We start from the raw sequence: 7,922 nt of genomic DNA, 5'->3' as shown, positions 1-7,922 counted from the left end.
CGGCGGGATCGCGCGCGCTCCCGGTGCGATGCCCGGCATCGTCATCCGGTCCCGCTCGCGCTCCTGTTCCCGGTCGCGCTCCGCGGAGAACTCGGCGGGGGAGGGCCCGAGTCCGTTGAACGCCGCGGCCGGAATCACCACGACCGCGCTGAGCCCGCCCTGCGGACGCGGCCGCAACTGGACCCGGATCCCGTGCCGCCGGGCGAGCCGACCGACCACGAACACGCCCAGGCCGCCGCCGCTCGCGGCCTCCTCCTCGGCGCTGTCCCGCTCGATCTGCGAGTTCAACTCGGTGAGCCGGTCCGCCGGCACACCGATGCCGTTGTCGTCCACCGACAACACGACCTCGCCGTTCTCCAGCGTCCAACCACCGACCTCCACACGGGACTCCGGCGCCGAGTAGGCGGCGGCGTTCTCCAGGAGTTCGGCGAGCAGGTGGCCGATGTCGTCGGCGGCCCGACCGAGCACCTCGGCGCGCGGTACGTGCCCGACGTCGATGCGTTCGTAGCGCTCGATCTCGGAGACACCCGCGCGCACCACGTCCAGCAGCGGGATCGGGGGGCGCCGGCCGCGGCGTTCGTCGGCGTCCGCGAGGACGAGCAGGTTCTCGCTGTTGCGGCGCATCCGGGTCGCGAGGTGGTCGAGCCGGAACAGGTCCTGGAGGCGGGACGGATCGTCCTCACCGTGTTCGAGCTTCTCGATCAGGTCGAGTTGGCGCTCGACGAGGGTCAGCGAGCGCATCGACAGGTTCACGAACACGTCGTGTACCCGGCCGCGCATCAGGGTTTCCTCGTCGGCGAGCGCCACCCGACCGAGCAACAGCTCCTGGTGTTCCGCCTCCAGACGCGCGCGTTCGGCTTCGAGCCGGGCGCCTTCGGCGGCCTGACGTACGGTCAGTTCCCGCAACCGGGTGATGCGCCGCTCGGAGACCCGGTGCCGCAACCACGCGGCGCCGGCCGACAGCGCGACGGCGGTGGTGAGGAGGATGCCGGCGAGCGCCGACTGCCACATCGTGTCGGAATCGCCCAGCAGCACAACGGCGGTGGCGATGCCCGCCAAGGCGAAGACGGCGCCCGCGGACCCGAGTCCGGCGGCCAAACCGCCCCCCGAACGACGGCTCCGGTGAACCGGAGCGGGAGCGCGCACTACTGCCGCATCCGCTGCGTCGGGTGTTCCTGGATCCCCCTGCCCATACATGAGACGTGAGCATATCGTCGGACGTTGTTTCGATGTGATCGCACCAGTGGTGCGAGTCACCCCGAAAACGGCCGAAAGGCCGCACCCGACGTTCGTCGAGTGCGGCCTTTCTCGTCGCTTTCGGCAAGCCGGCCAAGTTTTTGACGATCGGTCAGCTTCGCCGGGCGAATCCGATCACACGTCGCGGGAGGTCAACCGCACGCCGCCGGCGATCAGTGCGATCGCGGCGTAGACCGCGATCAGCAGGAGTGACGGCCACGCGCCGAGCCCGTCCTCGCCGTCACTACCGCCGATCAGCTTGATCAACGCGAACATCGGCGAATATTCCATCACCTTGTCGCCGCCGGACGGCAGCATCGGGCCGATGATCATCGGCAGCAGGATGACGCCCAGGAGCGCGGTGATCGCGCCCGCCGAGTGCCGCAGCAACGCGCCCAGACCGAGGCCGAACAGGCCGATCACCGCGAGGTAGAGCGAACTGCCCACGATGCTGCGGAAAAGGTCCGTGTCCACGGTCGAGTCGCCGAACCGGGACGTCAGCATCGACTGGCCGATCAGGGCGGAAATGCCGTTGGTGACCACGCCGACCACGAACATCAAACCGGCGAACACCAGCCCCTTCGCGACCAGGACCTGGATCCGGCGCGGGTAGGCGGTCAACGTCGTGCGGATCATGCCCGTGGTGTATTCGGCCGAGATGGTCAATACGCCCAACGTGGCGGCCGCGATCTGCGCGATCATCACGCCGATCAACGACAACGCGACGTAGTCGTCGGCTCCCCCCGGCTTGGCGACGCCACCGAGCAGCACCGCCATGCCCACGATCAGCCCGACCATCACGATCAGCGTCCACATCGTGGAGCGCACCGTGCGGATCTTGGTCCATTCGGAGAGCAGTACCCGCCCGAAGCCCGCGTTGCCACCGCCCAATTGACCGTGCGGCTGTACCTGCTGCACCGGCGGATAGGGGGCCTGCTGACCGGGGTGCTGTTGGAACTGCTGTTGCTGGGGCATGTGTTGCTGCTGGTGCTGTTGATACTGCTCGGGCGTGGGGTGCGAAGCGCCCTGCGGCATGGGGGGCGGCGTGTTCTGTGCCATCGCTCAGCCCTCGCTTCCGTTGGACCGAGGCTTGGACAGGGACGGGGAACCGGCGGGTGCGCCGGCCTGCTGCGGGTAGCCGGGCGGCGGGCCGTAGCCGGCGGGCGGACCGCCGGGCTGGGGGTAGCCGGGGGGGACCATCCCGGGCTGCGTGCCCGGCGGCATCGCCCCGGGCGGGCCTCCCCACCCCGGCGGCGGACCGCCCGGGACGCCCGCGCGATACTCCACGCTGTGCTGGGTCAACCGCATGTAGACCTCTTCGAGCGAGTCGAAGCGCGGCGACAACTCGTGCAGCGGGATGCCGTGTTCGGCTGCGAGGTCACCGATCACCGCCGGGGCGATGTCGTGGACGCGGAACGCGCCTTCCACGCCGTGTTCGGGGCTCATGCTCGCGCCTTTGCCCTCGATCAGCGCCTTGAGTTGCTCGACCTTGGGCGAGCGCACGACGGTGAACGCCTGCGAGTTCGTCTCGATGAAGTCGCGCATCGACGTGTCCGCGATCATCTTCCCCGCGCCGATCACGATCAGGTGGTCGGCGGTGACCTCCATCTCGCTCATCAGGTGGCTGGAGACGAAGACGGTGCGACCCTCGGAAGCGAGCTGCTTCATCAGGTTGCGGATCCAGAGGATGCCCTCGGGGTCGAGGCCGTTGACCGGCTCGTCGAACATCAGGATGCCGGGGTCGCCGAGCAGCGCCGAAGCTATCCCGAGCCGCTGTCCCATGCCGAGCGAGAAGCCGTTCGAACGCTTCTTGGCGACCTGGCTCAGGCCGACCATGCCCAGGACCTCGTCCACCCGGCGGTTGGGGATGCCGTTGCTCTGCGCCAGGCACAGCAGGTGGTTGTACGCGGTGCGTCCACCGTGCATCGCCTTGGCGTCGAGCAGCGCGCCCATCTCCCGCAACGGCGCCTGCACATGGCGGTACGGCCGGCCGTTGACCGTGACGTCGCCGCCGGACGGCTCGTCCAGGCCGAGGATCATCCGCATGGTGGTCGACTTGCCGGCGCCGTTGGGCCCCAGGAAGCCGGTCACCGAGCCCGGACGCACCTGGAAGGAAAGCTGGTCCACCGCCAGCTTGGTCCCATAGCGTTTGGTGAGCCCTCTCGCTTCGATCATCTGTTGCCGCACTCCCAGGTGTGTTCGGTGATTGATCTTCGGGGTTGGAACTTCGAGCCTAGGGCCGCCTCGCCCCTGCCGACGGCCCCCGCTCGTGCCGCAGAAAGTGGGTCACGGGTTCGAGAAAGGTGTGCAGAATCCTTCCAGCGGAGTATTGACAAGGACGAAAGCGGTACGGACGTCCGGGGCGGCGTGGTCGGTGGTCGGTGTCAGGTTTGGTTCTGACGGGGCGTCACCACTTCGCGCAGGATGAGCAGGACGGCCGCCGCGATCGGGATCGACAGCAGGGCCCCGGTGACCCCGAGGAGTGCGCCGCCCACCAGGGCCGCGATCACCGTCATCGCCGGCGGCACGTTGACCGCACGGCTCATCACGCGCGGGTAGATCGCGTAGTTCTCGAACTGCTGGTAGGCCAGGAAGAAGATGACGCACGCCAGCGCCTTGCCGGGGGAGTCGAAGAAGACCACGATCGAGACCACCGCCGCGCCGATGGTCGCGCCGATCATCGGGATCAGGTCGGTGAACGCGATCACGAGCGCGAGCGGCAGCGCGTAGTCGTTGCCCAGGATCATCAGGAAGATGAACGACGACAGCCCCGCGCACGACGCCACGATCAGCGCGCCGTTCACATAGCCGCCGATGCCGGACAGGATCTCGTCACCGAGCAACCGCACGCGCGCCCGGCGGGTCATGGGGAACAGGTTGTAGATGTGTTCCTTGATGTTCGGCAGCGAGCCCAGGAAGTAGAGCGTCAACACGATCACGGTGAGCGTGTCGAACAACGACGTCAGCACCATCTTGCCGAAGCCCCACAGGCCGCCCGCGAGGTTCTCCGCCGTATTGGCGTTCGCCGCCCAGGATTTGGCCCGATCGACGATGTCGTACTTCTCGTCCAACCGCTTGAACTGCTCGTTGTGCAACAGCTCGGTGAGGCTGTCGGGAATCGAGTTGATCAGGTTCGAGGTCTGCTCGACGAGCGGCTGCGCTATCGCGGTGACGAAGCCGGCCACCACGATCACAAACCCGAAGGCGACCGTGGCGACGGCCCATCGCCGGGTCATGCCCCGGTGTTCGAGGCGCTCGACGAACGGGTTGAGGCCGGCCGCGAGGAAGAACGAGATCAGGATGATGATCAGGACGTGCTGGATGCCCATCACGGCCTGCGCGAGGATCCACGCCGTGATCAGACCGAGCCCGCCGACGAAGCCGATGTAGAACGGGGACGAACGACGCAGCGGCTGCCCGGGATCGCCGAAGCGCGAACCGACGCCGGTCCACGGTTTCACCGCGGCCTTGCCGTCCGAGTCGTCCGGCTTGGCCTCGCTGCTCACCACGACCTGGACGTCGACGCCGTCGGGTGTGGTGACGGTCGCACTCGCGCGGTCGGCCTGGGCCGGAACCGGGGCGGGCGTCGTGGACATCGACCCCGGCGCGCTCCGGCCGGCGTCCGCCACCCCGCCGCTGCCACCGGCATCGCTACCGTCGGCGGCCGAACCCGTCGAACCGGCCGAACCGGCCGAACCCGTCACCGCGCCGGCCCTGGGATCGGCCCCCGCCGTACCGCCGTTCGCGGCCCCGGCACCCGCGTCAGCCGTATCGGCACCCGAGGCCCCCGCACCCGCGACCCCCGCGCCCGCGACCCCCGCGTCGGCCGCCGTCGCGTCGCCCGCCGGTGCCCCCGAGCCCGGCGTCCCCGATCTCGGACGTCTCCACATGCTCCGCAGCCGTCCCATCCCCGTACCCCTCGTTCACCAAGCTCGCATGCCACGGGTCTGCCGATGAGCCGGCCCGTCACGAAAAAGCGGCCGGGCGGCGGACAGGTCCTCGTGGAACCTGCCCGCCGCCCGGCCGAGAAACCACCCTGGCGGCGTGTACCCGCAGAACGTCAGCGGCTCTGCTGCGCCGGCACACCCGGCATCTTGTCGTCGTCGTCATCAATGCTCACACCCGCGGCGGCGACGGCCGCACCGGTGAGCGTGGCCAGCATCTCGCGCACGTTGGTCAGCTGCGCGTTGATGCTGTCGCGACGGTGGGTCAGCGCGGCCAGCTCGCGCTCGGACTCCGAGCGGATCCGGTCGGCCTTGGCGCGAGCGTCCGCGACGATGTCGTCGGCCTGGCGCTGCGCCGTCTCGATCGTCTGACGCGAACGACGCTCGGCGTCGGTACGCAGCTTCTCCGCCTCCAGGCGAAGCTGCTCCGCGCGGTGCTCCACCTCGGACAGCCGCTTCTCGGCCTTCGCCTGACGGGCCGCCAGGTCACGCTCGGACTGCTCGCGACGCTTGGCGAGGTTGGTCTCGAAGTCGGCGGCGGCCTGGGCGGCCTTGGCCCGGGTCTCCTCGAAGAGGGCCTCGGCCTCCTCACGCTTGGCCGACGCGTCCTTGGCCGCCTCGCCGCGAAGCTGCGAGGCATCGCTCTTGGCCTTGTCGAGGATCCGCGAACCCTCGTCCTCGGCCTTGGCCTTGCGCTCCTTGCCGTACTGTTCGGCGTCGGAACGGACCTGCTGTGCGGCGGCCTCGGCCAGTTCGCGGTGCTGGTCCGCGGCGCGGCGAGCCTCTTCGCGCAGATCCTTCGCCTCTTCCTCGGCGAGGCGGAGGATCTTCTCGACGCGCGCACCCAGACCCGCGTACGACGGTTCGGCGTCGGCGAGTTGGGCCTGGGCGTTCTGGCTCTCGAGGTGCAGTTCCTCGATGCGCTTCTCCAGCGCCGAGATCCTCGCGAGCGCGCTGTCCCGGTCGGAGACGAGCTTCGTGATGCGGTCGTCAACCTGCGAACGCTCGTACCCACGCCGGACGATGTCGAAGCCGTGCGGAGAATTGTTGGTGTCGCTCATGGGGTTCCTGTCGTAAGACCGGTGCGGTGAATGAGGTGACGGGTGGAATCCTGGCACGAATCGGGCAAGGCATCGACCCGACCGGGAGATGAGAACCGGCCGGCATCGCTCAATCGGATGACGACGAACCGACGCCCTTCGTGGCGGGGCCCTTGCCGGACGAACCACCCGACGAGGGGTTGCCCTTGCCGGAGGCAAGACTTCCCGGAGCGGCGAGCGCGTCCAATACCCCTTGTACGCGCGCCATCTCGGCGGTGATGTCCTTGCGTCTGCGGTTCAACTCGTCGAGTTTGCGCTGTCCGTCGGCACGATGACGGTCCGCGTCCTTGCGCGCCTCGGTGCGCAGTCGCTCCGCCTCCTTCCGCGCTTCGTCGAGAACCTTCTCGGCATCCGCGGCGGTCTTGCGACGGACCGCCTGCGCCTCCCGCTGGGCGGCGGCCACTTGCTCGGCCACCTTCGCCCGCAGGTCGTCCGCGCCCTTCTGGGCGTCGGCCAGACGCTGTTCCGCTTCCGAGAGCAACGCCTCGGCCTTCTTCACCGCGGCAATGCGTACCCTATCCGCCTCGGAACCGGCCTTGTCGCGAATCCGCTCGGCTTCCTCCGCCGCGTTCACCTTCATCTTCTCGGCGTCCACGCGGGCTTCGCTCACCTGTTCCTCCGCGGCCGAAACGAGGTCGTCCACCCGCTTGCCGGCCTGCTTGAGGCCCTCGGCGGCCTGCCGGCGCGCGCGCTCGACCAGTTGTTCGGCTTCCTTGTCGGAACGCTCGCGGGTCGCGGTGGTGTCGCGGCGGGTCTCGCTGATCATCGCGTCGGAATCGCCGCGCGCCTTCTCTATCACCGCGGTCGCCTCGGCACGCAGTCGCTCGTCCTCGGCCTGCGCCTCGGCGAGCAGACGGTCCGACTGTTCGATCGCCTCGGCGACCCGCTGCTCGGCCTTGCGCTCGGCGTTGCCGACGATCTCGGTCGCCCGGCCCTTGGCCCGGATGAGCATCTGCTCGGCGTCGTTGGCGGCCTTGTCCAGTTCGGCCGCGGCCTGCTCGCGCAACCGCAGAGCGGCCTCCTCGGCCTCGCGGATCTCCTTGCCGGCCGCTTCCCGCCCGGCCGTTCGCGTCTTCTCGGCCTCGCGATCCGAATCCGACTTCATCCGATCGGCGTGCTTGCGCGCGGCCGTGACCGTCGCGTCGGCCTCGGCGCGGGCGCGCACCAGCATGGTCTCCGCGTCGTCGCGTGCCTTGGCGAGATCGCGCTCGGCCAGCACGGTGAGCCGCTCGGACTCCTCACGGGCGGCGTCCTCGATCCCGACCACCGCCGCGCGCACGGCCTCCGCCTCCGCCTCGGCCTCGGCGACCGCGCGGGCCGCGTCCTCCTTGGCCAGCCGGGCCTGGGTGGTCGCGTTCTCCAGCAGGTCGGTGCCTCGCGCCTCGGCCTTCTCCAACAGTTCGCGGGCCCGGGCCTTGGTCCGGTCGCGCAGCTCCGCCGACTCGTCGCGGGCCTCTTCGAGCGCCTGCGCGCCCTGGGTGCGCAGGCGGGCGGCCTCGGCCTCGGCCTCCTCGCGCAGTCGGGCGGCATCGGTGTCGGCCTGTTCGAGCTGGGTGAGCGCGGCCGTCTCGGCCTCGCCGCGCATCCGTTCGGCGTCGGCCGTCGCCGATTCGAGTGCCGCGGCGGCCTCCTCGCGAAGCGT

The 7,922-nt window shown here is 69.7% G+C and carries 5 protein-coding genes and 1 pseudogene; all 6 read right to left on the bottom strand.

Translation table 11 applies throughout. The features are described from left to right. Positions 1 to 1,098, bottom strand: a 1,098-nt coding sequence (locus tag GT354_RS25885; protein ID WP_237535456.1) for an ATP-binding protein, incomplete at its 3' end; no start/stop codon positions are given. A 273-nt stretch (positions 1,099 to 1,371) separates the two neighbouring features. After that, positions 1,372 to 2,295 (bottom strand): ABC transporter permease subunit, encoded by a 924-nt coding sequence (locus GT354_RS25880; protein ID WP_161358783.1) that lies wholly within the window; start codon positions 2,293 to 2,295, stop codon positions 1,372 to 1,374. A gap of 3 nt (positions 2,296 to 2,298) precedes the next feature. After that, positions 2,299 to 3,411 carry an ATP-binding cassette domain-containing protein gene (locus GT354_RS25875; RefSeq protein ID WP_161358782.1) on the bottom strand — a complete coding sequence of 371 codons (1,113 nt, stop codon included), beginning with the start codon at positions 3,409 to 3,411 and terminating at the stop codon, positions 2,299 to 2,301. A gap of 209 nt (positions 3,412 to 3,620) precedes the next feature. Further along, positions 3,621 to 4,832 (bottom strand): AI-2E family transporter, encoded by a 1,212-nt coding sequence (locus tag GT354_RS25870; protein ID WP_237535455.1) that lies wholly within the window; start codon positions 4,830 to 4,832, stop codon positions 3,621 to 3,623. 464 nt (positions 4,833 to 5,296) lie between these two features. Then, positions 5,297 to 6,241, bottom strand: a complete 945-nt coding sequence (locus GT354_RS25865; RefSeq protein WP_161358780.1) for a cellulose-binding protein — start codon at positions 6,239 to 6,241, stop codon at positions 5,297 to 5,299. A 109-nt stretch (positions 6,242 to 6,350) separates the two neighbouring features. Next, positions 6,351 to 7,922, bottom strand: a pseudogene (locus GT354_RS25860) (hypothetical protein); the annotation flags it as partial.

This window comes from Streptomyces sp. SID3343 (genome assembly GCF_009865215.1).
Lineage (GTDB): Bacteria > Actinomycetota > Actinomycetes > Streptomycetales > Streptomycetaceae > Embleya.
Note: the sequence above shows the minus strand (reverse complement) of the source record. Positions and strands in the feature narration are given on the sequence as shown.

Bases quoted from the DNA above. Each gene is read 5' to 3' on its own strand.
- GT354_RS25880 (WP_161358783.1), bottom strand. From the start codon at position 2,295: ATGGCACAGAACACGCCGCCCCCCATGCCGCAGGGCGCTTCGCACCCC.
- GT354_RS25875 (WP_161358782.1), bottom strand. From the start codon at position 3,411: ATGATCGAAGCGAGAGGGCTCACCAAACGCTATGGGACCAAGCTGGCG.
- GT354_RS25870 (WP_237535455.1), bottom strand. From the start codon at position 4,832: ATGTCCACGACGCCCGCCCCGGTTCCGGCCCAGGCCGACCGCGCGAGT.
- GT354_RS25865 (WP_161358780.1), bottom strand. From the start codon at position 6,241: ATGAGCGACACCAACAATTCTCCGCACGGCTTCGACATCGTCCGGCGT.